General features: G+C 59.3%; 20 protein-coding genes. 11 read left to right on the plus strand and 9 right to left on the minus strand.

What is annotated here, in order from left to right; all coding sequences use genetic code 11:
• Positions 1 to 106 precede the first annotated feature (106 nt).
• Positions 107 to 2419, minus strand: a complete 2313-nt coding sequence (locus G9C85_RS19185) for an STT3 domain-containing protein (RefSeq protein WP_166037426.1) — start codon at positions 2417 to 2419, stop codon at positions 107 to 109.
• 246 nt (positions 2420 to 2665) lie between these two features.
• Between G9C85_RS19185 and G9C85_RS04790 the strand changes: the two genes are divergently transcribed.
• Complete coding sequence (locus G9C85_RS04790) at positions 2666 to 4078, plus strand: sugar transferase (protein WP_166037428.1); 1413 nt, start codon at positions 2666 to 2668, stop codon at positions 4076 to 4078.
• A 32-nt stretch (positions 4079 to 4110) separates the two neighbouring features.
• On the opposite strand, the gene G9C85_RS04795 is transcribed toward G9C85_RS04790, so the two are convergent.
• The 5 genes from G9C85_RS04795 to G9C85_RS04815 all read right to left on the minus strand — a co-directional run bounded on the left by G9C85_RS04795 (position 4111) and on the right by G9C85_RS04815 (position 9915).
• Positions 4111 to 5454, minus strand: a complete 1344-nt coding sequence (locus G9C85_RS04795; RefSeq protein WP_166037430.1) for a nucleotide sugar dehydrogenase — start codon at positions 5452 to 5454, stop codon at positions 4111 to 4113.
• Positions 5451 to 6422 (minus strand): NAD(P)-dependent oxidoreductase, encoded by a 972-nt coding sequence (locus tag G9C85_RS04800; protein WP_166037432.1) that lies wholly within the window; start codon positions 6420 to 6422, stop codon positions 5451 to 5453. The genes G9C85_RS04795 and G9C85_RS04800 overlap by 4 nt, the downstream gene beginning before the upstream one ends.
• A gap of 134 nt (positions 6423 to 6556) precedes the next feature.
• Entirely contained in the window at positions 6557 to 8068 is a 1512-nt protein-coding gene (locus G9C85_RS04805; protein WP_166037434.1) for an oligosaccharide flippase family protein, read from the minus strand.
• Positions 8069 to 8074: 6 nt separating this feature from the next.
• A complete protein-coding gene (locus G9C85_RS04810; protein WP_166037436.1) occupies positions 8075 to 8836 on the minus strand; it encodes an FkbM family methyltransferase in 762 nt (253 codons plus the stop codon).
• A gap of 158 nt (positions 8837 to 8994) precedes the next feature.
• On the minus strand, positions 8995 to 9915 hold the full coding sequence (locus tag G9C85_RS04815; protein WP_166037438.1) for a glycosyltransferase family 2 protein: 921 nt from the start codon (positions 9913 to 9915) through the stop codon (positions 8995 to 8997).
• 202 nt (positions 9916 to 10117) lie between these two features.
• Between G9C85_RS04815 and G9C85_RS04820 the strand changes: the two genes are divergently transcribed.
• A complete protein-coding gene (locus G9C85_RS04820) occupies positions 10118 to 11014 on the plus strand; it encodes a glycosyltransferase family 2 protein (protein ID WP_166037440.1) in 897 nt (298 codons plus the stop codon).
• The gene (locus G9C85_RS04825; protein ID WP_166037442.1) at positions 11014 to 12219 is read left to right on the plus strand and encodes a glycosyltransferase family 39 protein; all 1206 of its coding nucleotides are present in this window, start codon (positions 11014 to 11016) and stop codon (positions 12217 to 12219) included. The genes G9C85_RS04820 and G9C85_RS04825 overlap by 1 nt, the downstream gene beginning before the upstream one ends.
• A 38-nt stretch (positions 12220 to 12257) precedes the next feature.
• Here G9C85_RS04825 and G9C85_RS04830 read toward each other — a convergent pair whose 3' ends face one another.
• Positions 12258 to 13385: a glycosyltransferase family 4 protein gene (locus tag G9C85_RS04830; RefSeq protein ID WP_166037444.1), complete on the minus strand. Its 1128-nt coding sequence runs from the start codon at positions 13383 to 13385 to the stop codon at positions 12258 to 12260.
• Between the two features lie 139 nt (positions 13386 to 13524).
• Between G9C85_RS04830 and G9C85_RS04835 the strand changes: the two genes are divergently transcribed.
• Positions 13525 to 14460: an SDR family oxidoreductase gene (locus tag G9C85_RS04835; protein ID WP_166037446.1), complete on the plus strand. Its 936-nt coding sequence runs from the start codon at positions 13525 to 13527 to the stop codon at positions 14458 to 14460.
• Between the two features lie 323 nt (positions 14461 to 14783).
• On the opposite strand, the gene aglF (G9C85_RS04840) is transcribed toward G9C85_RS04835, so the two are convergent.
• The gene (aglF, locus tag G9C85_RS04840) at positions 14784 to 15521 is read right to left on the minus strand and encodes a UTP--glucose-1-phosphate uridylyltransferase AglF (protein ID WP_166037448.1); all 738 of its coding nucleotides are present in this window, start codon (positions 15519 to 15521) and stop codon (positions 14784 to 14786) included.
• Between the two features lie 153 nt (positions 15522 to 15674).
• Between aglF (G9C85_RS04840) and G9C85_RS04845 the strand changes: the two genes are divergently transcribed.
• Positions 15675 to 17078: a DUF4330 domain-containing protein gene (locus G9C85_RS04845; RefSeq protein ID WP_166037450.1), complete on the plus strand. Its 1404-nt coding sequence runs from the start codon at positions 15675 to 15677 to the stop codon at positions 17076 to 17078.
• 6 nt (positions 17079 to 17084) lie between these two features.
• Positions 17085 to 17561: a hypothetical protein gene (locus G9C85_RS04850; RefSeq protein ID WP_166037451.1), complete on the plus strand. Its 477-nt coding sequence runs from the start codon at positions 17085 to 17087 to the stop codon at positions 17559 to 17561.
• A gap of 198 nt (positions 17562 to 17759) precedes the next feature.
• Here the strand turns inward: G9C85_RS04850 and aglM are convergent, their stop codons facing one another.
• Complete coding sequence (aglM, locus tag G9C85_RS04855; RefSeq protein ID WP_166037453.1) at positions 17760 to 19076, minus strand: UDP-glucose 6-dehydrogenase AglM; 1317 nt, start codon at positions 19074 to 19076, stop codon at positions 17760 to 17762.
• A gap of 117 nt (positions 19077 to 19193) precedes the next feature.
• On the opposite strand from aglM, the gene aglF (G9C85_RS04860) reads away from it, so the two are divergent.
• The 5 genes from aglF (G9C85_RS04860) to G9C85_RS04880 all read left to right on the plus strand — a co-directional run bounded on the left by aglF (G9C85_RS04860) (position 19194) and on the right by G9C85_RS04880 (position 25476).
• A complete protein-coding gene (aglF, locus tag G9C85_RS04860; RefSeq protein WP_166037455.1) occupies positions 19194 to 19946 on the plus strand; it encodes a UTP--glucose-1-phosphate uridylyltransferase AglF in 753 nt (250 codons plus the stop codon).
• Between the two features lie 265 nt (positions 19947 to 20211).
• Positions 20212 to 21423 (plus strand): bifunctional sugar-1-phosphate nucleotidylyltransferase/acetyltransferase, encoded by a 1212-nt coding sequence (glmU, locus tag G9C85_RS04865; protein WP_166037457.1) that lies wholly within the window; start codon positions 20212 to 20214, stop codon positions 21421 to 21423.
• 118 nt (positions 21424 to 21541) lie between these two features.
• Positions 21542 to 22699 (plus strand): sugar phosphate nucleotidyltransferase, encoded by a 1158-nt coding sequence (locus G9C85_RS04870; protein WP_166037459.1) that lies wholly within the window; start codon positions 21542 to 21544, stop codon positions 22697 to 22699.
• A gap of 2 nt (positions 22700 to 22701) precedes the next feature.
• Complete coding sequence (gene glmS / locus G9C85_RS04875; RefSeq protein WP_166037461.1) at positions 22702 to 24666, plus strand: glutamine--fructose-6-phosphate transaminase (isomerizing); 1965 nt, start codon at positions 22702 to 22704, stop codon at positions 24664 to 24666.
• A gap of 231 nt (positions 24667 to 24897) precedes the next feature.
• Complete coding sequence (locus G9C85_RS04880; protein ID WP_166037463.1) at positions 24898 to 25476, plus strand: metal-dependent hydrolase; 579 nt, start codon at positions 24898 to 24900, stop codon at positions 25474 to 25476.
• The last annotated feature ends 9 nt before the right edge of the window (positions 25477 to 25485 follow it).

Here is a 25485-nt window from a genome sequence, read left to right on the forward strand (position 1 = left end):
AACCACAGACGCGTAAGGGTTTGCCGCGACCTCGTTCGATACGCATCCCTCACCGTCATAGGGAGACAGCCGCTGGACCAGAAACCGATAGACGATCGAGAGGCAGCTATTCGGCACGGTCTGGTCTCGAAACCGTCGAAACCAGAGGATTCCAACGGATTCTCGGTAGTGAATTGTCGCTCGCGACCGTACGTACATTGGGTTCGATGCTTCCCAGCGATTCGACCGCCGTCGAAGCGTTCGCGGTCGCATCGACGACCGTCCCGTTCCGGACCGCTTCCTCGCTCACCGTCACCGAAGTCCCGTCCACCGAGTACGTCCCGGGCTGAGCGACGCCCACCGAGAACGTCCCGTTCGCATCCGTCTGCGTCTCGCGGACGTACTCGAACGAATACGACTCCAACTCGACCGTCGTCCGCACCGTCACCGACGAATTCGGCTCTGCAACGCCACGAATTTCGGCACCCTCGACGAGCGTAAACACCTTGTACTCGCCACCGCGCTCGACGTGCACGAGGCGATAGTTCGCAAGCCCGGATGTCGACCCCGAACGACTCCCATTGTGGCGATGGAGTTGATTGCCGAGCGTAGAATCGTTGGTGAGGACGTCCGATGTCGTGACGATGAATCCCACACGGTTTTGGAGTCTATCGAACCACTCTGTTCCGTTCGTCGACGTGACGAAGTCTCTATAGTTACTCTGCGCGAAGCCATACGAACTGGATTCGCCACTCACGAAGTAGTTGTACATTCGATTGTGGCCCCACTGACTGAACACGTAGTTCTCCGGATGCTCCATGTCCTCGGCCTCGCTGTAGTCGGCCATCCAAGCTGCCGCATCGTAGCCGTTATTCGGCGACGTTATCTGACTCGTCTTGATCGGGACCTGAACGATGCTGAGTCCTGTAACGAGCAAGAAGAGACCGACGAGAGTGAACGCCTGTCGTCTGTCAGGCAGATCGATCGAATCGACGACGTCGCTGGTGAACGGCGCGGGTCGTCGCGCGACGTCGATCCACGCTGCGAGATGCACGAAGCCGAGGCCGGCGAAGACTGCGACGACGATGGAAAGTTGACCGGCGAAGCGAACGCTGATCGCGGCGAGTACGAGGAAGTACCAGCCATAGACGACCAGCGGCGTCCATCGGTCATCCTCGAACATCCGGCGAGACGCCCACACCATGTAGGGGAGCGCAAGCAAGAGCAGGAACCCGAAAAGGAGGAGCCAGCCCGCTGAGTTCCCGAACAGACTCTGGAACTCGGCGATCTCCGTAGTGGCGAGCAATCGCTCGGTGACTTGCGTCGACATTCGCTCCCAGAGTTCGGGTCGCATCGAACGAAGGGCGAACGCGCCCACGCCTACTCCAACCAGATCGACGACGACCAACCCGGCGACGTGCATGTCAGTCCGGTTCCACAGTATTCCAGTGATAAGGACGCCGACGCTGCCGGCGGCCAACAGCAGGGGTGCGCTCGCCACGAGCGTCGTGTGCCACTCGAACTCCGTATGGACGAACCACGTGAGCCCTGCAGCGATCAGGACCCCGAGGACCAGAGGACCGGTGGACGCGAGAACGGAGTCACCTCGATACGCTGTAGTGAGTGTCATCGTTGCAATCGTCGCCCCGAGTGCGATGACGAGAAGCGGGCCGGCTTCCCAGGCGAGCGTCTGGGCGCTGACACCGACCGCAACCGCTGCGACACCACCGAGGACTTTCGCGTGCGCTCTCTCGTTCGACCGTGACCACGACGCGACCAATATCGTCCCGAGGAGCGTGAGTGCAAGCCACGGATAGTCGAACGCGTGGTGGTCGGCGAACCCAAGGCTCGTCCGGAAGGCATGCGCTGGAGCGACTGCAAGCATGGCGACCGACGCGAGACCAACTCGACGGTCGTCGGTAACGGTCACCGTTCCGGCGTAAACGATCAGTGCCGTCACGACTGCGGAGACGACTGGGAACCACGCGAGGACGCTCCCGGCGACCTCTGTCGTCCCGCCGAGGACGATCGTTGCAAACCACAGTACTGCGAGCATGAGCGGTTCGCCCGCCGAAACACGGAGCGGAAGCGTCGTGAGCGTCGTCTCCGGGTCGGTCAAGAGTTGCTCGAGCCAGTACCGATAGTAGTACGGGTCGTTTGAGGAGAGAACGATGGCGTCGTCCTGGAAGACTGCGGGATACGAGACGAGTCTGAGTGCGACGACGAGCACCAGTGCCCCGACCAGTCCGGCGAGTTCCAACCGACCCAGCTCAGGCCACGAGATATCGATGTCGAAGCCCCTAGAGTCAGAAGAATCATTAACTGCTCCATCGAGGGCCTGATCGACGCTAGCGGGATCCGCAACGCGATATCCGTCGTCCTCTTCCTCTACGAGTCCGCGCGAAACCAGTTCGCCGAATTTGCCCGAGTCCACGTCCACGTCGTCGAACGTCCACGGCGGGTCGGGTTCCAGCACCGCCTCGAGAGCCGGTTCGAGGTCCGGTCGCTCGTCGAGGAGTTCACGGACCTCTCGGGCGGAAACCATACCCGAGTCCTGTCCGACTCGGTTAATCAATCCGTCGCTTCAGGAACCCGACAGGGCGCCCTCTGGATGGAAACGTAGTCAGGCGTCGGCTTCCCGACACCTTCGGAGGGTTTAACACGATTCGCGTCTTGCTGGTGGACGATGAATGGGGGATGGCGGTATCGGGTGGCGAGCGTGGTCGGCGTGGTGGGGCTCACTGCGCTCGCAGTAGCGCTGGTGAACAGTTCGTCAGTACAGGCGATTCTCGGCTCGATTCCGTTACTCGATCGGCTCGATGCTGACGCACCGACCGGTGTAGAAAGCATCTTCGAGATTGCGACGACTGTAGCCGTCGTAACCGCCTCGTTCGTTCCACTCTACAAACCGCGCCCGCGGCGCATCTACGACACCATCGCGTTAGCCCAGAAGCGCGTCGTCGTCGCGATGTTCGCGCTCGCTGCGATCGGCTACTTCGACTACACGTACCGGCTTCCACGCCTGACCTTGCTCGGCGTCGCACCCCTCCTGCTGATTGCATTGCCTGCTTGGTTCATCTGGATTCGGCGACGACCGTCCAGCGGTGGCGAACGGGCGATTATCGTCGGAGACAGTCCCAGACAGGTCGGAGCACTGGCCAGAGACGTGGATATTCCACTGCTCGGATATCTCTGCCCCACGATCGCCTACGAGCAAGAGGCGTATGCAGCACCCTCGACCGCAGTCGCGGACGGTGGCACTGTCGAACTGGAACGCCTCGGCGGGCTCTCGCGCATCGAGGACGTCCTCGTCGAGTACGACGTCGACACGGTCGTGCTCGCGTTCGAACACACGGACAGAGCGGAGTTCTTCGGGGCGCTCGATGCCTGTTACGAACACGGCGTCGCCGCCAAGGTCCATCGAGACCATGCAGATACCGTGCTCACCGCCGAAGAGGACCTCGGGACCCTCGTCGACGTTCAGGTGGAACCCTGGGACATCCAGGACTACGTCTTCAAGCGCGGTTTCGACGTCGCCTTCGCCGGTGCCGCACTGCTCGTCCTCTCACCCGTGATCGGTTTGATCGCACTCGCGATCAAACTGGAAGGGAACGGACCAATCCTGTTCAGCCAGAACCGGACCTACCTCCTGGGCGAGACCTTCACCGTCTACAAGTTCCGGACGCTGAAGCCCGACCCAGAGGGCGAGGTCGGAACGACGTTCGACGGCAACCGAGAGACGCCCCTCGGGAACTTCCTCCGCGCGACGCACCTCGACGAAATCCCACAACTCTGGTCGATCCTCTCCGGCGGCATGAGCGTCGTCGGTCCACGCCCAGCACAAACCGAACTCGAAGCCGACTTCGAAGCAGAGACCGCACAATGGCGTAAACGCTGGTTCGTGAAACCAGGCCTCACCGGACTCGCCCAGATCAACGGCGCCAACAGCCAGAACCCCCGCGAGAAGATCCAGTACGACCTCCAGTACATCCGCAACCAGGGATTCTGGTACGACCTCAAGATCGTCGTTCGACAACTCTGGATGGTCTTCGGAGACGTCCTCTCGCTCACAAAAAGCGACCGCGAGGAGGGTAACTGAGGGAAAGTTGCGAATACGCCGTAGTCGAACCTTTATCGGGTTTCGGCGCGATTCTCTTTTCGAGTTAGGTCGCTCTCCACGTGAGCGTCAAGTTCACCGAGCGTGATGACTTCCGCGGGAACGTCTTCGGGCATCGCGTTCTTTGCATCGAAGACGAGCGAGGCCTCACGTCCGACGGCTTTGAGGTCGAACTCGTCGTGGTCGACGAGGAGGACGACGACATCTGCCGCACGAACCGTATCAAATGAAGGGGAACGAACGAGTTTTCGGGCAACCTCGCTTGAATCGGTGTGCGGGTCAGCGACCGTGACGTCGACTGCATCCGACAGTTCTTCGACGACCTGGAGCGCTGGGGAGTTCCGTGTGTCACCGACGTTCGGCTTGTAGGCCGCTCCGAGTGCGAGGATGGATGCATCTTCGACGGTAATTCCACGCTCGGTGAGAGTCTTTTCGATTCGATCGGCTACCAATTCCGGCATTCGATCGTTGACGCGCTGTGCGCCATCGAGGAGCGATAGTTCAATTCCGAGGTCTTCGGCCCGCCAGGACAGGAACTGCGGGTCGATCGGGATGCAATGACCGCCCACGCCAGGGCCGGGACGGAACGCCTGAAAGCCGAACGGTTTCGTGGCCGCCGCGTCGATCGCGTCCCAGACGTCGGCATCGAGTCCCTCCGCGAGCGCGACGAGCTCGTTCACGAGCGCGATGTTTACCATCCGATACGTGTTCTCGAGCGTCTTCGTGAGTTCGGCTGTTTCAGTCGAATCGACTGGGTATGTGCTCGCGACGACGGCTTCGAACAGTTCGGTCGCCGTGGCACCTGCTTCCTCGCTGTCTGCGCCCACGACGAGCGGAATCTCCGAGAACTCGTACCCGCCACCGGGATTCAGACGCTCCGGGACCATCGCGAAGTGAGTCAGCTCACTTCGACTGGCTTTCACGATCGGGCGCACTACTTCCTTGGTCGCTCCTGGATAGACAGTAGAGCTGACCACCACGAGCGTCTCGCGAGCGCCAGCGCGCTCGGCGACCGTCCTCGCCGCTGCTGCCACCGCGGACATATCAGGTTCGTCGCCGCTCATCCCCGTCGGCACCGCGATGACGTACACGTCACAATCGTCGACGATTCGCGCCTCGGTCGACGGCGCGAATCCACTCTCAAGGGCAGCCGAGAGTCGCTCGTCGGTCACGTCGTCGACGTAACTGCTCCCCGCCTCGAGTTCACCCACCCGGTAGTCGTCGATGTCGAATCCTCTAACCTCGAATCCACTCTCAGCGAACGAGAGACTTAAAGGAAGTCCGACGTAGCCGAGTCCAATGACACCGACCGTCGCGTCACGGCTCGCGATTCTATCAAGGAGAGTTTCGTTACTCACGAGGACACCTCCACATCGTCCCGGCGTTCAGCGATGACGTCCTCTAGAATCCGGTCGAGGTCGCTATCCGGTGTCCACCCGAGGGTATCTCGGAGCCGTGTGATATCTGGCTGTCGGTGGTCTGGTTCCTCGAAGTCCTCGTCGAACGCCTCTTCGAACGGAACGTGCTCAATCGTTGATTCCGACTCGGTCAGGTTCTTGACCCGCTGAGCAAGGTCATTGATACTGACGGAGTCGGACGACCCGATGTTGAATACGCGGCCGTTTGCTTCCGGTTCGTTCATCAGTTCGTGAACGGCCTCGACGGTTTCGTGTACGTGCATGAACGTCCGCGTCTGGGTACCATCGCCGTAGACCGTGATAGGGTCGTCATCAAGAGCCTGCTCGACGAACGTCGGGATGACCATTCCGTATTCTCCAATCTGACGAGGACCAACAGTATTGAAGAAGCGTCCGATAACGACCGGGAGATCGTTCTCGTCGTGATGAGCGAGTGCGTAGAACTCGTCCAGGGCCTTCGCGTTCGCGTACCCCCAACGCGGGACGGACGTCGGACCGATTACTCTATCATCGTCCTCCCCGAAGGGAATCGCGGTCGACTTTCCGTAGACCTCCGACGACGACGCAACGAAGACCGGCGTTCCATCCGCCGCAGCTGCATCGAGAACGTATCTCGTTCCCTCCACGTTCGTCCGCAAGGAATCCAGCGGTTCGTCGACTACCTTCTCAACACCAACCGCAGCCGCGAGATGATACACCGATTTGGACCGTTCCACCAAGTCCTCGATCGACTCCTGGTCACAGACGTCACCATCGACCAGTTCCAGCCGATTCGAATCGGGAAGACTCCCTTCACGGCCTGTCGAGAAATCATCGAGTACAAGCACAGACTCGCCGGTCTCCACCAGGAGATACTCGACAAGATGTGACCCGATGAATCCTGCGCCACCCGTCACCAAAATCGTCATGTTCTACCTACGGTCAGTTTCCCCTACTACAAGTCATTGACTATCTTGACGACGCCCCGTCAAGAGACTCTTTGTTGGAAGGATGAATACTGGTTGATAATATCGGGATTGACATTCTGTACCACCGAATTGGATTACTCCAAACGTTGAATCATTCCTTTCGTGTGGTGTGAAAACGGCTCTGGGAGCCTATTCAATACGGGTATTACCTCAGCCGGTTCTATAGCCCCAATTTTCAAGGATATTACAGAATAAACTAGTAGACCGGTTGGAGGTACTATTAATAAGGATTTTATCGAGGATTCAAACATGATGGAGGACAGAAAAATAACGGGGGTGGCCAGTAGTACCACTAGAAAGACTTTAGAGAGACGCAGGTTCCGGATAGGATTAAAGCCGATCCTCTGCGCTGCTCGCACGTGGAATAGTATCATCAGTCCATAACTTATGCTGGTAGCTACTGCCGCTCCAGCTATTCCATAACGAGGAATCAAAATGAGATTGAAGACTATATTCAGGATGGCGGCGCTCCCTGTCGCACCAATCAAGGGTCTGAGGCTGCCTTTTCCTTGACCAACAGCAAATATAGGACGGGCAAGAGCGAACCCAACTGCCCCAGGTAGTAGCAACAGTAATGGAAGAACTGCAGGCTGGAACTCGGCACCGAAATATAAGGGGACAAAATCACTGGCCAGTGCAGCGATTCCGATAGCCAGTAGCATCGTGAATAAAAGATTATATCGGGTCGTTCGGGAGACTAATTCCGAGATCTGGTCCACTTTTCCCTGTGTCCAGTACTCAGACGAGGAATGGAGTAGTACCATCTGGAGCGTATTTGGAACAAACCAAAGAAACTCTGCGACGACTAATGATGCACGATAGTAACCCGTTTGTTGGCTTCCGACTAACACTCGAAGCAGGAGTATGTCAACATGATATAACGAAGCAGTCAATAAGATTAAAACTACACTGAGCCCATTGAACGAGAGTAGTTCACGTCGCGGAAATTCAGCAGGAATCCGTTTGAAGACCGCCGAGACATTGATTTCTGTCGAAATCAGCACTCCGCCCATAATAGTGACAACAATACTTGAAGCGGTGTGTCCGATGAGAACTCCCGTAACTCCGTAATTCAGATACGCTAAAGAAAGAGCAAAAATACCGAACAGCAATTTCTGCAGGACTTTCAGTGGTTCACTTCGTTTTTCTAACCCCAACCCCATTAGACCGGTACGTGTGAGGGAGAATGCTTGTTGGGCTAGAATCAGCGCGGCGGTCAAATACAGATATGTTCCGAACTGTGGTCCTAAGACTGATGTTGAGAGTGGAGACCATGCAAGTACTCCATATCCAATGGCTGCTACAATCGCAAATACTCCAGCGACTCGGATGTAGAAACCCAAGACATGCTCTGTCCAATTTGCTGTCTCGCGATTCTCGGCAATGTATTTCCGCGTTCCATCAAAGATACCGGCATTTACGAGAATCATCGTGATGCCAAGCAAGGACAGTAAGAACGCGTAGTCACCATATTTGCTACTACCGAGGAGACGAACCAATACAGGGGTGATGAGCAGCCCTAATAGAAGAGACGATACCCGTCCACCAAGTATTGACGCGAAGCGACGAACGAGACTTTGAACCATTAAATTCTATTTCGAAGCCCGTAAAAACTGTTCGTCGCCACGCTGGTTGATGTATTCAATCTCAAAGCCCCTCTTTTCCAAGAACGAAACTATTTGATCTTCGGACCCACTCAGCATCTTTGTTGGATGAACCTCCACATAGATGAGTCTACAACTCTCTTCGATCGTCTTGGCAAGCCCCTGTAGAACCAAGAATTCGGCTCCTTCGACATCTATCTTTATTATGTTCGGAGCTGGTAGGCTACGTTTCTTGATGATATCATCACCTCTCATAGTCGGTACTTCGATAGAGTCTGAGTCAGCCCCGCTTGCTACGATAGTGTGTTCGCCTTCACCGGCTTGATCACCTGTGAGTTCAAGATCAACGGTTCCAGTTCTGTCCGAGAGAGCAACCTCAAATACTTGGGCGTCTAAATGATTGAGGGTTAGGTTCTCTCGGAGGCGTGTTGCGTTATCTGGTTCTGGTTCGAAGGCGATTACGCTCCCCTTGGGTGATTTCGATGCGGCGAAACAAGTATATGTACCGACATTAGCTCCAATATCATAGAACACATCAGTTCTATTCATCGAGTTGATTAAATCCTCAACTACGGGTTCTTCGCCTACGAGGTCAATAAAACGCATAAATTCAGTATAAGAGGATGTTATAAATGCAACAGATTCTCCGCCAATTGTATATTCGGTACTGTCGCTTGAGACCAAGTATTTTAGTTTCCAATAAAGGAGTTGTAGAAGCTCACTTGGGCTGAAAACAAGTTCGGTTCTCATGTGTAGTTACAGCTCATTGGTTAATACCATTATATTCTAAAAACAAGCAAACAGGCCGGATCGAGGATTCCTCATTTTCAACATGGGACTCACAGAGTTCTTCGAATATTCACAAACATGATTCGACCCTTTATAAGACACACGATATCCCATTATATTTAATTATTTATTATCCTGACGAGGCTTCTTTTACACTTCTGAAGCAAGGGATAATGACTACTCGAACATAAAAGATATATATAATACTTAGCGACTGTTGGATCTTTTCTGATTGCTCTGGCTATCCATTTTCGAGCTTCTGGATATCGGTGCGAAGATAACGCGGAGTAGCCGAGACTATAATCCAAATTAGCAATCGCCTCTTTTCTCTCACTCCCCTCCGATGTGAATTCTTTTAAACAATCCAACATCTGGGGGTATGCCTCATCTCTTTTCACTTCGAAGTTATCACTAATTTGCTCGCCTTCGTTATGACGTATTGTAAGCGGCTCCTTTACCCCAGTGAAGTCCGTACACCTGCTCAACCGTAGAAACCATTCCCAATCTTGCCAAAGGGGTAAGCTCTCATTTGGCTTCCCAGCCATTTTGATCACACCGTGTTGCACCATCACAGAGGAAAAGGTACCAATAACGTTACCATTTATAAGATTTTTTGTAGCATTTCCGTGGACACGCGGGGCGTTCATTGAATTATATTTATTAGATTCATCAACTTGTTTGACCCATGTATAACTGAACTCCGCTTCAGAGCTTGAAATGTTTTCTACTTGTTTAGAAATCTTGGTTTCTTCCCATTCATCATCTGAGTCTAGAAAGGCTAGATAATCGCCATATGCTTCATCTATCCCCGTGTTTCTTGCTGCATTCGCACCCCTATTTTTAGAATGTTTATATATACTAGTATCCGATAACTTTTGACTGTCTATAGATATGTGTTCTTCAATTTCCCCTTCTGAATTATCATCAACAATAATCAGTTGGATATTGTCGTAGGTTTGGTTTGCAACCGAATTGATTGCCCTTTGTGCTTTACCAAACCGATTGTACACAGGGATAATCACAGAGACACAAGGATTCATCAAAAGAAAGATAGGGTTGGGATAGATTATAATTTTCGATGACTGCTGCGGTCCAATCGATGGGGGTAGCTGACGCCCCAGAAAACGCACCAGCTATATCTCACCTGGTTTATATATCTATTTTATATACTTTGTTCCATCAACAAATCACGCCCAACACAAATGGGAATTCTTATTGAGACACACCCACTGTCTCAACAAAATGTCGGTGAGTGTTATTATTCCTGCGTACAATGAATCTAAGAATATTTTGAGGGCGGTCGACAGTGTGCTAGCACAGACATACGAAGAGCTCGAATGCATTGTAGTTGATGATGGGTCAGAAGATAATACAGTAGAAAGGGTGGAGAGCTACGACGACAGCAGGGTACGTTGTATAAAACATGATGTGAACAGAGGACGAAGTGCTGCCCGCAACACAGGAATAAATGCCGCCAGCGGAGACTACATCGCCTTTTTGGACTCTGATGATCAGTGGGTTCCAGAGAAACTTGAACATCAACTTCAATATCTCAATTCGAAACCTGATTCCTGGGTAGCAGCATACTGTGGAGTCACGCAAAAAAGGAGAAACGTACTTGAGCAAATTGCGGGGGCAGTTTTCAATTCAGGCAGCAAAAAAGAGGGCGGCACAGAATTGATCAAGGAAGTTCTATCAACCAGGGCATCAATTCATCCAGGGTCAACGTTATTGATAGAAAGAAACATCGCGACATCTATTGGAGGTTTTGACGAATCCATCCATATCAATGAGGATTTGGCATTCATTGTAGAAATATTAAGTAGAGGTAAGTTAGCTTATTTTGACGAGCAGCTTTCGATAATACATCGATCAAACTATGTGGACGGGGACACGATAAAACGCGAGAAAGAGAAGTTTTTGAACAAGTTCTCAAATACAGTCTATGAACTTGAGTCCGAGGGATATAGCGTTATCTGCAAGCATAATTATGTAGTTGGCAAAGCGTATCTCCGAGAGGGCCAGTTCAAACGAGGGGTGAATTATCTAAGAAATGCCTGCATTGAATCTGTTGAAGATGTTGCAGGGATAATTTGGTCGTTTATGCTCGGAGTACTAAACAATCCATCCGAAGACTGATGAACAACGAAACCGCTAAATCAGCAATCTATTGTTTTGGATTAGCACTAACAGCGAGGATAATTTCAGTAATTTTAACTACCGCCACGGCTTTTAATCCAGAATCGGCTGGAGATGCTGTCGAATTTGGAAATTATGCAGAAATGATTGCATTCGGGTTACGCAATGGAAATCCATACTCGAATACGCCGAGTTCCGTTGATCCAACCCAGTTTCTGATCCCCTTGACTTCAGTCAATATCTATGAACTCTGGGGAACACTCCTTGCTCCATTCTGGTTACTTCCGGGCCCGAGTGGCTTCTACGCTCGACTTGGAAACGCGCTTCTAGGGGCCCTCGCCATTTACAACGTGTACGTTATCGCCCGATACTACCACTCTCATCAGGCAGGGTTTCTCGCTGCGCTCCCGATGATATTCTATCCAAGCTTCGTCGCGGTTCACAGTACCCTCCTCCGAGAAGCCGTCATCCTGTTCGCGATAACGACCACAGCCCAACTTCTAATAATTCCTTCTAATCGACGGTCCCGACTACTCACTTATGCAATGGCTGGAGGCCTACTGCACGTCGCGTTGTTGCTACGTAGCGACAACGTCTTCATCTACGCATCAGCGATTGGGGCCGGACTCGCGGTTTATGCTTTCGAATCTGAGTATATTTCGAAGCAATCGCTGGGAGTTGGTGTCATCCTCTCGTCCGCTGTATTCATTGTCGCCCTCCCATTCGTACGAGATGGTGTTGAGTTCCTCGCCCGAACCCGCGAACTTCGGGCGAAAGGCCGTGCTGTATATCTCCCCGAGATCGTCCCTCAGACCGTGCTCGAACTCGGTGTGTTCAGTTGGATTGGCGGTGCGTACTTCCTCTATGCACCATTCCCGTGGATGATTGAGACGATTCCGGACCTCCTCGTCGGGTTTGAGGGACTAATCAGCATCTGCTATACGCTCTTCGCAGTGTGGGGGATTCGTTCTTTGGGCCGAAAAAATTGGCCAGCGACAATCGCCTTACTTGTTGGACTTGGCGTTGCTCTCGTTCTATACGGGGTGGGAACTGCTAATTACGGGACCGGGATGCGTCACCGACAGATGTTCCTCTGGGTCGTCTTCCTCTTCGGCGGTATCGGGTTCTCGGAGCGTGTGAGAATCGTATGGCCTTTCTCCTATTCGAGCCATCGTTCAAGTAAAACGCGCGAGCCCTCTACGTGATGTCGATCAGAATAGGTTCCTCGCCAGTTTTGAGAGAATCATAGCCGATTATTTAGTAGGTCTTGATAAGCTTCATCAAGACTGTTGACCATAGTGTCAACCGAGAGCTGTTCGACACGTTCAAGTCCCCGTTCACCCATCTCCATTCTCTGACGCTTATTTTTCAGCAATAGTTCCAGATGGTCGGCCAATGCCTCGACATCGCCGGTCGAAATCAGATAGCCGTTCTCCCCGTCAGCGACTTGCTCTGGAATGCCAGCGATGTCGGTCGCCACGACGGGGAGTTCGCTTGCCATCGCTTCTGTGATTACTCTGGGTGTGCCCTCTCGGAACGATGGCAAGACGAGGATGTCGCTCGCGGCGAGGATTCGCGGGACGTCGTCGCGGTACCCAGTGAGGAAGACCTGATCCGACAGTTCACGTTCCGTGATCTCGTGCGCTAACGAGTCGTATAATGGGCCGTCGCCGACGATGCATACCGAGCCCTCCCACTCCCCCAACGAGTCGATAGCGTCCAGTAGCACGTCATGGCCTTTCCCGTCCGCAAGCCGGGCGACCATCACGACGCGCGGTCGATCACCAGGTAGATCTTCCGCGGGCTCAGCGTCGGCGAATGCGTCGATATCGATTCCACTGTAGACCGTGCGATACTGATCGGGCGTTCCAATACCGCGCTCAAGGTAATCGTCTGCGATAGCATCAGCGTTCGTGACGATGCAATCGGTATAGTTCGCTGCAGCACGCTCACAGAAGAGAACGAACCGGTTCAGTACCTCGTTCCTGTCATCGGTGAATGGCACACCGTGAACGGTGTGGACGACATTGGGAATGCCAGCTATAGCAGCAGCGAACCGACCGATGATACCTACTTCAGTGCTGTGGGTGTGGACGATATCGAAATCGCTCTGACGGAGATACCTCGCCAACGAAATCGTTGCAGGGACAGCAGTTACGGGATTATAATGTCGTATCAACGGGAACTGCACCGTTTCGATTCCGTTCCGTTCGAATCGGTTGACCGGCTCCTGATCGTACGACGCCCCATATCCGACGGTGAACTCGTATCCATCCAGTCCAAGCACGGTGGCGGTCGTCTTCGCCTCAGCCCCACCCTTAATCAAACGCGTGATGAGATGGAAGACGCGAGGGGATTCTCCTTCAGACATCGCTTTCACACGATTGGCAGTATGGGGTGAGGAACAAGAGTCATTCCATCTTCGCCATCCTCAACCCATAGAGGTTCGCGTGGAATATCTGCTATCCTGATTCGACACACTAACGACCCCGCCGTCGGAATCGGAGGCTATGCCCACAGCCCTCGTCACCGGTGCTGCCGGATTTATCGGATCGAATCTCGTCGAGTCGTTACTCGACCGTGGCTACGACGTACGTGGTATCGACAATCTCGAAACTGGACGAGCGAGAAACGTCGAACGGCTCCAATCTGAAGCCGACTATACGTTCCGTGAGGGAGACATCCGGGACGCTGACGTCATGGCCGAGATCACTGCCGGAGCCGACTACGTCTTCCACCAAGCAGCAGTACCGTCCGTTCCACGGAGCGTCGAGGACCCGGTGACGACCACCGACGCAAACTGTACAGGTACAGCGACAGTGATAGATGCTGCGCGAAACGCAGACGTCGATACCGTGGTCGTTGCGTCCTCGTCTTCAGTCTATGGATCGACCGAACAGTTACCGAAGGTCGAAACAATGGACTCACGTCCCGAATCACCGTATGCACTCTCGAAGTACTACACCGAGAACCTGACACTCCAAGCCAGCGACTTCTACGATATAGACACAGTTGCACTTCGGTACTTCAACATCTTCGGCCCGCATCAGGACCCCGAGGGAGAGTATGCAGCAGTCATTCCCAAGTTCATCGACCTCATGCTAGACGGGGAACGCCCCGTCATCTACGGCGACGGTGAACAGTCGCGGGACTTCACCTTCGTCGAGAACGTGATTCAAGCGAATATTCTGGCAGCAGAGGGTGACGTGAGTGGTGAGATGTTCAACGCCGCATGTGGTGGACGAGTGACAATCAACGAACTCGTCGAAACCCTGAATAACCTCTTGGGGACCGATATTGAACCCGAGTACGACGACCCGCGACCTGGAGACGTACGGCACTCCCATGCAGATATCTCAAAGGCCAGAGAACTACTCGGCTACGAGCCAACTGTTGACTTCTCTGAAGGGTTGGAGCGAACTATTTCCTTCTACCAGGACGAGTAACGCAACCGTTCTGAATGGACTGATAGCGTAAGTGGTGCGACCAATGAATGAATCCCGTCTGGGTTTCACTAGAGGGGAACCAGCTAGGGGCAACACCACCTACGACGGTTGTTCACGGAGAGTCAAACACGAACTCTCCATCACGAAGTCGGAAGACAGCCCATAGAGATACAAAAAAAGCATCTCATATCAACAATCCAAATTTTAGTATACAGAACACGCCTGTACTCCTCAAACTCAAGATAAGTTCGGGAGCCTATGAGAACTAAAGAGGCCTCCAGTCAAGTGCTCGAATGATAAGAATGACAGATTATTTTCAGAAATCAATCGGTCACTTCGACTGCGCTCTCGTTCTCTTGGAGCAGTTCTTCTGCTTTGTCGCGGTCTTCGGGGTAGCCGACGTCGACGCGCCAGCCATCCATGCGGATGGCGTCGATCGTTCGACCAGACTGGATGAGGAGGTCGATTGCTTCGCTGATCTCGTACTCGCCGCGATTCGATGGTTGGACGAGGTGGCAGGCGTGGAAGATCGCGGGCGTGAACGTGTAGAACCCGGTCATCACGAGGTTCGTCGGGGGTTCTTTTGGTTTCTCGATGACGTCGGTGATTTCGCCGTAGTCGTTCGTGTCGCAGACGCCGTAGCGGCCCGCGTCTTCCCACGGCACCTCCTCGACGAGGAAGGCGGCGTCCGCGCGGTCCTCTTGCTGTCGTCGAACGACGTCTTCGAGGTTCGCCTGGAAGACGTTGTCCCCTAGGATGAGCATGAAGTCGTCGTCGATGTGTTCCTCGACCGTGAGCAGTGCGTGCGCGAGCCCTTTCTGTTCGCGCTGGTGAGTGTACGTGATGGGGACGCCCTCGTACTCGTCGTCGTAGTGACTGATGATGTCCTGTTTGCGGTAGCCAACGACGACCACGAACTCGTCGACGTCCAGGTCGATGAGTTGATCGAAGCAATGCGTGATTAGCGGTTTCCCGTCGACTTCCACCATCCCCTTGGGTTTGTCTTCAGTCAGCGGACGGAGTCGCGTCCCCTCCCCTGCAGCGAGCACGACGGCTTTCATAGTCTAAACACGGTTACCTATCGACCCGACTTGTGCATTCCGGCTCACGTCTATGATAAAGAATCGGTGCTTGCGGATAGGAGCAGGATTTTCCGGAACGGTTTTGTCCGTTTGTTCTGCACGCTTGGATAGTATGAGTCAGATGGTGGAGGGATGGACGTGATCGACGACGAGGCGAACCTCTTCGGCGTCGTGAACGTCGTCGACGCGCTCGTGGTGCTCCTCGTTCTCGCCGTGGTGGCTGCTGGTGCTGCCCTGGTTCTCGGGGGAGATGGCGAAGAGCCACCCGAACCGGAGGTCCGGTACGCGACCGTCGACCTGGGGACGCAGCAGTCGTACGTCGCCAATCTCATCGAGAGCGGCGACCGGATGGGGTACGGTGGCGGCGAGAGCCTGATCGTGACGGACGTCTACGTCACCGATCACGGGAACGACAAGCGCGTACTCGCACGAGTGGAGCTGGAGAGTCCAGCAACGGAGAATTCAGAATTCACTTTCGACGGCAACCCACCACGCGTCGGTCGCCAACTCTCGATCTCGACGAACGAGTACAGTACCTCAGGACGCATCACGTCGGTGAGTGAAAGCGACCCGACGCTCGCCCTCGTGAATCGGACGGTGCTCTTGGAGGGGACGCTCTCGATCGAAGAGGCCGAGCGCCTGTCGACGAACGATTCGGTCGTGCGTGGGAACCAGACGATCGCGTCCGTCGATTCGTTCCAACTGTATGGAACCGATAATCCGAACGAGCGCCGCGTGATCGTCGCGGTCGACCTGCTCGCCCACCGAGATGGTGACCGACCGCAGTTCGGGTCGACGCCGCTCCGGCTCGGTGAATCGGTGCAGTTGAACACCGAGGAGTACTCCCTCAGCGGTTCGATCCTCCGTATCGGCGTCGGTGAACTCCCGATCTCGGAGCGAGACGTCCTCCTCCGAACCGGGATGTCCGCGGACGAGGCGTCAGCGCTCTCAGTCGGCGACGAGTACGAGGTGAACGGGCAGACGGTCGCGACGGTGCAGTCCGTCGACGCGTACGGGACGGGGAACCCGGAGCGCCGGCTGGTTTACGTGGGCGTATCGTACGTGACGTACGAGCCGCGTGCGGAACCGCAGTTCGCCGGACAGGTGGTTCGCGAGGGCGCACAGCTCCCGTTCCGGACGGACGAGTACGAGTTCGAGGGTCGCGTCGTCCGCGAGAATGCACTCGAGCAGCGCGGCGAGGAGACGACCCGGACCGTCACGCTCGAAATCGAGAGCGCGCAGCCCGACGTCGCGAACAGTCTCGAAGCCGGAATGGCCGAGCGAGTCAACGGCGAGACCATCGCGGGCCTGTCGAACGTCTCGGTTGAACCCGCTGACATCGTACTAACGAGCGACGACGGGAACGTCTACCTCCGCGAGCACCCAGTGGAGAAGGACGTCGCGATCACGGCCGACCTCCAAGTGCGCGAGTCCATCAACGGCGTAACGTTCAAGGGCGAATCGATCCGGGCCGGCGACACCGTCCTCATTGACCTCGGGACGGTCACGATCCGCGCGACGGTCACCTCCCTGTGAGTTCGCATGACTGAACGAACGGCCGACGAGGATTTACGCGACCGGGGGTTTGCTGGGACCGTGGTGGAGAACTCGCGGGTGGGGAGCGTCGTATCGAGCGCCGCCGCGAAGGGGACCGGGGTGGTCGAGAGAGTCGCGAACTTCGTGCGGGGATCGTCCCTGTATCGCTGGCTGACGGCCGAACCCGAACCTGACGTCGTCGTCATCGACCTGCGGGAGACGTACACGATAGGGCCGTTCATTCGACTGCTCGACGCGATAATCGAGTGCCTCCAGCCGTACTGGGAGGCGTCCACGATCAAGCGAGCGACAGAAACCTTCGTCAGGGGGATGGAGCGGGCGGCGGAGACGAAGCCCGGTCGCGTCCTCGCGTCGATACTGGCACCCCCGGAACCACCAGCGCGAGCGGACCCGGGGAGTGACCATGGAGAAGATGACCCGAAGTCGGCCGACGACACCGGCGAGGATCGGGAGCGGCCCTGACGCCCTCCAGTTCTGATTCGCCGGGGACGCTCGACGGCCGCGACGCGCTCACGTCGACACCCACGGCGAGTTCACGGGAGTCTGGCGGTGATCGAGACGAACTTCGAATGGGTCGAGGGCGCGAGCAACCGAAATTCAGTCTGTCCTAATCCGGGCACGATGCGACCCGGCGACGACGCGTCTCGAACCCGAGATGAGTCACCAGGTAAGGCCTTCGTACGTCATGCCGTCGCGGGGCTCGACGCTCCGTCGACCATCGACGACGACGCGCTGACGCATCGCGTCGAACTCGTCGTCGAGCGCTTCGAATTCGTCCCAGCCGGTGGTGACGAGTGCGGCGTCGGCGCTGTCGAGCGCCTCTACAGCACTGTCGGCGTACTCGAGGTCGGGGTAGTGTTCGTGCATGTTCTCGGTGGCGACGGGGTCGTACGCGACGACGTCGGCGCCGCGCTCGCGGAGGCCCTCGATCACGGGTATCGCTCGGGAGTTCCGGACGTCGTCGGTGCCGGGTTTGAACGCCAACCCCAGTACCGCGACGCGCGCGCCGTCGACGTCGACGTGCTCCTCGAGGAGGCCGAGCATGCGTTCTGGTTGGCGGTCGTTGATCTCGACGGCGGCTTCGAGCATCGCGGGGTCGTAGCCTGCCTCTTTCGCGGCGTGGATGATTGCGGCGACGTCCTTGGGGAAGCACGAGCCGCCCCAGCCGAGGCCGCTCCGCAGAAACTTCTCGCCGATGCGGTCGTCGAGCCCGATCGCGTCGGCGACCTCGTAGGTGTCGATGCCGAACTCCTTGCAGGCGTTCCCGAGGTCGTTGATGAGGCTGACCTTCGAGGCGAGGAAGGCGTTGTTCGCGTACTTAGTCATCATCGCGGTCGGGACGTCGGTCTCGACGACGGGAACGTCGCCGTCCGCTCGCTCGACGACAGGCGCGTACACTTCGTGGAGCGCGGCGAGTGCGCGTTCGTCGCCGTCTTCGGTTCCGAAGACGAGCTTGTCGGGGTCGAGGAAGTCCGCGACGGCCGAGCCTTCGCGCTGGAACTCGGGGTTGGCGGCGACGGAGACAGCGTCGCCGGCCTCGGCCTGCAGGCGTGGTTTCAGCCGCTCGGTGACGACGCCGGGGACGACGGTGCTCTTGACGACGACGACGTGGTCGTCGACGGACCGACTGCCGTCGACTTCGGGCGGACTCGCGAGCGCGTCGCCGGTCATCTCGCTGGCGGCTTCGAGCGCGCTCGTGTCGATGCTGCCGTCTGGGTTCGACGGCGTCTGGATGGCGAGGAACGTCACGTCGGTCTCCGGCAATGCGGCGTAGTCGGTGGTCGCGCGCAGTCGCTCGCCGGCGGTTCGCTCGATGCGGTCGTCCAGTCCGGGTTCGTGGATCGGGGAGTCACCGGCGTTGATCGCGTCGACGACGGCTTCGTCGATGTCGATCGCGACGACGTCGTGGCCGAGGTCAGCGAGGCAGGCGGCGACCGTGGTCCCGACGTAGCCGCTCCCGACGACGCTCACGTGCATGTCTCCTCGAACCCCCGCCGGGCGGTTAATTATACCGTTCCTACGGGGGCGGTGTCGTGGTGCCTTCGCTCCAGTAGCGAGTGCGTAGTAATGCCGGGAGACCGGCATGCGTTGGGTATGAAGGCTGTTGTACTCGCGGCCGGGAAAGGGACGAGATTGCGGCCGCTGACGGACGACAAACCGAAGGCGCTCGTCGAGGTTGACGGGCAGCCGATCCTCTCGCATTGCTTCGACGAACTGGCGGCGCTCGACGCCGAGGCGTTCGTGGTCGTGGTGGGGTACGAGAAGGAGCAGATCGTCGAGTATTACGGCGACGAGTACGAGGGAATCCCGATCACGTACGCGGAGCAGGAGGAGGCGCTCGGGATCGCGCACGCGCTCCTCCAGGCCGAGGAGTACCTCGACGACGACTTCATGCTGATGCTCGGGGACAACGTGTTCGACGCGAACCTCGCGGACGTCGTGAACCGCCACCAGGAGTCGCGCGCGGACGCGGCGTTCCTCATGGAGGAGGTGCCGTGGGACGAAGCCTCCCGCTACGGCGTCTGTGACACGAACAAGTACGGCGAGATCACGGACGTCATCGAGAAGCCCGACGACCCGCCGAGCAACCTCGTGATGACGGGGTTCTACACGTTCACGCCCGCGATCTTCCACGCCTGCCACCTCGTCCAGCCCTCGGACCGCGGCGAGTACGAGATCAGCGACGCGATCGACCTGCTGCTGCGGAGCGGTCGCACGATCGACGCGCTCCGACTGGAGGGCTGGCGCGTGGACGTCGGCTACCCGGAGGACCGCGACCGCGCGGAGGCGCTGCTCTCGGGCGACGTCGACCCGGCCTCCGAGGAACGCGCCGAGACCGCCGACTGACCGTGGCCCGCGAGTCGTCGACCGGCGACGCGAGCAGCGTCGCCGCCGACCCGAGCAGCACCCTGCACCCGGACGACCATCGTGGTTCGAGCTGGAGCGTGGACCGGCGCGACGCCCGTCGGGGAGTTGGTTCGACCCCGTCCCTCGCTGGCAGCAAGGGTGTGACTTTTGTGGCGACGGCGGAACGTGTGGATATGAACGACGACGCGGGATACGACCTGGTCGGTCAGCGGACGACAGCTGGTAAGGAGGTGACCATTACCGCATGAAGGCGGTGGTGGTCGCAGCGGGCGAGGGGACGCGGATGCGGCCGCTGACGGACAGTCGCCCGAAGCCGATGCTCCCGATCGGGGGCGTGCCGATGGTCGAGCGCGTCCTCGACGCGTGCGCGCCGTACGTGGACGGCTACGTGCTCGTGGTGGGCTACGAGGCCGAGGTCATCCGCGAGCACGTCGGGATCGAACACGCCGGACACCCCGTCGAGTACGTCGAGCAGGACGAGCAACTGGGGACTGCGCACGCGGTCGGGAAAGCCGGAGAGTCGGTGAACGAGCCGTTCGTGGCGATGAACGGCGACGTGGTCGTCGACGAGGCCCTCGTCGCGTCGCTCGCGGCGGCGGCCCGCGACGGCGAGAGCGCTATCGCGACGATGGACGTCCCGGACCCGCGGAACTACGGCGTGGTCGACGTCGCAGACGGCTACTTGACGGGGATCGTCGAGAAGCCCGCGGACCCGCCGTCGACGCTCGCGAACCTCGGGCTGTACGCGTTCGACCCGGGCGTGTTCGAGTTCGTGGAGGCGACGGAGCTGTCCGAGCGCGGCGAGTACGAGATCACGGAGACGATCGAGCGCATGCTCGCGGCGGGGCACGCGTTCCGCGTCGTCGAGCACGACGGGCACTGGCTGGACGTCGGCCGGCCGTGGGAACTCCTGGACGCTCAAGAGATACTCCTCGAGGACGTAGAGCGCGAGATTCGAGGCGAGGTCGAGGACGGCGCGACCCTCGAGGGGTCGGTCGTCGTCGAGTCCGGCGCGACCGTGCGCACGGGGAGCGTCGTCGAGGGCCCCGTCGTGATCCAGGAGGGGGCGACGGTCGGGCCGAACGCGTACGTGCGCGGCGCGACGGTTGTCGGCGAAGACGGGAAGGTCGGGACGTCCGTCGAGGTGAAGAACTCGATCCTGATGCGTGGCGCGACGGTCCCGCACCTCTCGTACGTCGGCGACTCCGTCCTCGGCCGAGACGTGAACCTCGGCGCTGGAACGATCGTCGCGAACCTCCGGCACGACGACGCGAACGTCCGCATGGGCGTCAAGGGCGACCGCGTGGACACGGGCCGGCGGAAGCTCGGCGTCGTCGTCGCCGACGGCGTGAAGACGGGCATCGACACGAGCCTGAACGCGGGCGTGAAGCTCGGCGTCGACGCGACGACGAAACCGGGAGAGAGCGTGACGCGCGACCGGGGAGAAAATTTATGACCGATAACAGATGTTTGACGACCAAGACGAATGACGAGGCGACAGCTAGCGACCAACAGCAGACCACCGAACGAACGCCGAAGGAGGGCGGTCGAGTGACTTCGGGAGGTGTGCGGGCGTGAAGGCAGTCGTGCTGGCGGCCGGCGAGGGCCGGCGACTGGAGCCGTTGACGAACCGTCGTCCGAAGCCGATGCTCTCGATCGCCGGGAAGCCCCTGCTCGAGTACGTGCTGGAGGCGATCGCGGAGGCGGGCATCGACGACGTGGTGTTCGTCGTCGGGTACGCGCGCGACCGCATCCAGACGCACTTCGGCGACGGCGACGACTGGGGCGTCGACCTCTCCTACGTCGTGCAGGACAAGCAACTCGGGACCGCGCACGCGATCTCGCAGGCCGAGGACGCCGTCGACGACGCGTTCGTCGTCCTGAACGGCGACCGCATCCTCGAACCGACGTGCATCACCGGCGTCTGCGACGCGCTCGAGTACGAGGGCTCGCCCGTGATGGCGGTGACTCGCTCCGCGGACCCGGGCGCGTACGGCGTCGTCGAACTCGACGGAGACCGCGTGGTGGCCCTCGCCGAGAAACCCCACGAGGCGTCCTCGGAGCTCATCAACGCTGGCGTGTACGGGTTCGAGCCGTCGATCTTCGACGCGATCCGCGAGACCGACGTCGACGAGGCGGGCGAACGCAAGATCACCGACACCCTCCTGTCGTACGTCGAGGACGGCGGCGTCCGCGCCGTCCGGTACAGCGGCACCTGGCAGGACGTCTCGCACCTCTGGGACGTGACGCGCGTGACGCGAAGCATCCTCGACGGCGGTGCCGGGCGTCGGCTCGGCGTGGAGAACCCCGACGCGAACGTCGCCGACGCGACGCACGTCGGCGCCGGTACGACCGTCGACGTGCACGCCACGGTACGGCGCGGGTGTTCGCTCGGCGAGAACGTCACGGTCGGCGCGAACGCCGTGCTGTCGAACGCGGTCGTGCTCGCGGACGCGCACGTCGCCGACGGTGCGGTCGTTCGGGACGCAGTGATCGCGGAGAACGCAACGGTCGGCCCGAACGCGACCGTCGTCGGCGGCGAGAGCGACGTCGTCGTCGACGGGACGGCGTACGAGGACGTGACCCTCGGTGCGGTCGTCGGCGACAACGCCCGCGTCGGGGGCGGATCGACGCTCCAGGCCGGAACGGTCGTCGGTGACGACGCGCTCGTCGAGGCGGGCTGTACCGTCTCCGGCCGGATTCCGAGCGGAACCGAGGTGAGGAGAGGCTAACAATGTGCGGAATCATCGGGTACGTCTCGAGCGGTATCGACGCCGAGAACGAGAGCACCACGGCCGCCGACGGCGGGACCGGCGACGGTCGCGCGCTGCCTGTGCTCGCGGAGGGCCTCCGGAACCTCGAGTACCGCGGGTACGACTCCGCGGGCGTGGCGCTCGTCGAGGACGACGACCTGTCGGTGTTCAAGCAGGCGGGCGTGATCGACGACCTCGACCTGCCCGACGACCACCCGGCGACGTCCGGCGTCGGGCACACGCGCTGGAGCACGCACGGGAAGCCGACGGACGCGAACGCGCACCCCCACACGGACTGCTCGGGCGATATCGCGGTCGTCCACAACGGCATCATCGAGAACTACGACGACCTTCGCGCGGAGCTCGACGACCACGAGTTCACGAGCGAGACGGACACCGAAGTCGTCCCGCATCTCCTCGAGGAGGAACTCGCGGCGCGGCGGCGGCGCGCGAGCGACGGCGGGCAGGTCGGCGCGAACGCTGACGACGTGACTCCCGACGGCGCGACTGCCGACGACGCGACCGTCGCTGACGACCAGATAGGGGGCGTGGACCTCGTCGAGGCGGTCGAGGCGGTCGTGGACCGCCTGAGCGGGAGTTACGCGGTCGCGGTGACGATCGCGGGCCGCGAGGAGGTCGTGGTCGCGCGCCAGGACAGCCCGCTCGTCCTCGGCGTCGGCGAGGACGCGAACTTCGTCGCGAGCGACGTGACGGCGTTCGTCGAACACACGCGCGACGTCGTCTACCTCGAGGACGGCGACGTGGCGCGCGTCACCGCCGGCGGCGTCGACGTCCGCAGCGACGGCGAGTACGTCGAGCGCGAGACGAAGACCGTCGACTGGGAGGCCGAGGCCGCCGAGAAGGGCGGGTACGACCACTACATGCTCAAGGAGATCCACGAGCAACCCGGCGCGCTCCGGCAGACGCTCTCGGGCCGCATCGACGAGGTCGGGGGCGACGTCGACCTCGAACTCGACCTTCCGGAGTCGTTCCTCGCGAACGTCGACGAGATCCAGGTCGTCGCGTGCGGGACGAGCTATCACGCCGGCCTGTACGCGCGCCGGCTCCTCGAGTCGTTCGCGGACGTTCGCGTGACCGTCGAGGTCGCGAGCGAGTACGAGTTCCAGGGCGGACGCGACCCGTGGGAGACGCTCGTGGTCGCGGTCACGCAGTCCGGCGAGACCGCGGACACGCTCTCGGCGATGCGGAAGGCCGCGAAAGCAGGTGCGCGGACGCTCGCGGTCACGAACACGGTCGGCTCGACGGCCGCCCGCGAGGCCGACGACGCGCTGTACATCCGCGCCGGCCCCGAGATCGGGGTCGCGGCGACGAAGACGTTCGCCGCACAGGTCACCGCTCTCTCGCTGTTCACGGTGCACGTCGGCCGCAGGCGCGGGACGCTCACGTCCGAGCGCGCCGGACGTCTCCTCGAGAACCTCCGCGGACTCCCCGGTGCCGTCCAGCAACTCCTCGACGCCTCCGACCGCCTCGAAGCGGTCGCGACCGAGTACGTCGACGAGGACGCGTACTTCTTCGTCGGCCGCCAGCTCGGGAGCGCCGTCGCCCTCGAGGGCGCACTCAAGCTCAAGGAGATCGCGTACGTGCACGCCGAGGGCTTCCCGTCGGGCGAACTCAAGCACGGGACGCTCGCGCTCGTCACCGAGAACACGCCCGTGCTCACCGTCCTCACCGAGGGCGCACGCCCCGGCGAGACCCTGAACAACGTCAAGGAAGTCGAGTCCCGCGGCGCACCCGTGATCGGATTCTCGTCGTACGATGCCGCCGCGAACTACCTCGACGTCGAGATCCCCATCCCCGACCTCGGCGTGCTCGAACCGCTCGTCGCGAACGTCGGCCTCCAGCTGTTCGCGTACCACGTCGCGAACGAACTCGGACGCGCGATCGACAAACCCCGGAACCTCGCGAAGAGCGTCACCGTCGAGTAACTGCGCGTCGCCGACGGCGTCTACGTTCGCCGACGCCGTCCGCGTTCGCCGACTGTCGCGCGCGTTCGTAGCGTCGGCGGCCCTCCGGAATCGTCCGCTTTCGTCTCCGCTCGACTCCCCACGGGACGACCCGCCGAACGAAGGACCACCCGCCGAACGAATCAAGTACACGCCCGGCCGTATCGTCGAGCGTAGACACCACGCAAGTCCGCGAAAAGTCCCCGAACCATGATGGTCTTCACGCACGTGCTGGTCGGCGTTCTCGTGGGAGCAGCCGCGGCCGTCGCCAGCGGCGGGCCCGTCGGAACGCTCGTCCTCGCGGGCGCGGTCGGTGGCGCGCTCCCCGACGGCGACATGGTGTTCGTGCATCGGAAGACGCTCCACTATCCGGTCGCGTACTCCGCGCTCGCTGTCGTAACCGGCGTCGGTGCCGTCGCGGTGTCGCTCCCCATCGTCGTCGTGCTCGCGGTCGCGTTTGCTGCCGCAGCGGTCCATTGCCTGATGGACCTGCTCGGCGGCGGCAAGGAGATGCGACCGTGGCTCGAACGCGACGACCGGGCAGCGTACGACCACGTTCGGCAGCGATGGCTTCGCCCTCGACGAGTGTTTTACGACGGCTCGAAGACCGACTTCGCGGTCGCGGTGGTCGCCGCCGCGTTGGCGTGGTGGGTCCTCCCGTCGCGGTTCGACGGCGTGCTCGCGGGGCTGGTTGGAGCGAGCGCGGTCTACGTGCTCGTTCGTCGCCGCATCACGGAGTGGATCTCCGAGGACCACGAGACGTTCTCCGGGTTCATCCAGGAGAAACTGTGACCCGTCGAC

It is taken from the genome of Halorubellus sp. JP-L1 (assembly GCF_011440375.1).
Lineage (GTDB): Archaea > Halobacteriota > Halobacteria > Halobacteriales > Natrialbaceae > Halorubellus.